General features: G+C 56.8%; 1 protein-coding gene. It reads left to right on the top strand.

What is annotated here, in order from left to right:
- Positions 1-328: 328 nt before the first annotated feature.
- On the top strand, positions 329-634 hold a 306-nt coding region (locus tag JV201_RS27510; RefSeq protein WP_219406257.1), incomplete at its 3' end, for a DUF6124 family protein.

Here is a 634-nt window from a genome sequence, read left to right as displayed (position 1 = left end):
GCGCTTTACGATCGGATTTTTCCTGCAACCTCTCGCGCTGTGCATGAACTTGTTGTGCCCTGCGATCGCGCCTAGTCTTCGTGCGTCATCGCAAAAAACGGTGACACGGACGTGCAAGTCCGACGAAACTGTTTAGGCGTACAAACGCCCAGCCATCCAACGGGCGTTTTTTGTGCTCGCTGCTTTATGGCGGCTGCGCGCAGGAGGTCTTCGGACCTGCTGGGTGTCCTAAACAGGCCCGGTCTTGCACACCTGCGTACGGTCGCCACCCTTATTCGCGTGCAAGCGAACGGTGGCGCTCCTTACTCATCTGTTTAGGAGTTTCATCATGTTCAAACCTACCCCCAATCCGCCCCACAACGCTGAAATCGAACACCGCAAACTCCAGGCCGCCGCCGAGCGTGCGATGGATCATTACTTTCCGACTTCGGCTTCATCTTCACTCTTTACCGTCACCCCCTCTCAATCCACCGAAGCCCTGCTGGCCAACGCTTCTGAAACCTTTGCCTCACTCAACGCCCTGACTTCCAACCTGGCCTTTGAATTGGAAGGTTCCCAGCGCGGCGTGGTGCTGGCCATTCAGCAGATGAGTGAGCTGGGGCAGTTACTGGTTGATCAGGCACTGGAGCAGGTG

Origin of the sequence: Pseudomonas sp. Colony2 (assembly GCF_019382755.1) — a bacterium.
Taxonomy (GTDB): Bacteria; Pseudomonadota; Gammaproteobacteria; order Pseudomonadales; family Pseudomonadaceae; genus Aquipseudomonas.
This window is presented reverse-complemented; position numbering and strand designations above follow the sequence as displayed.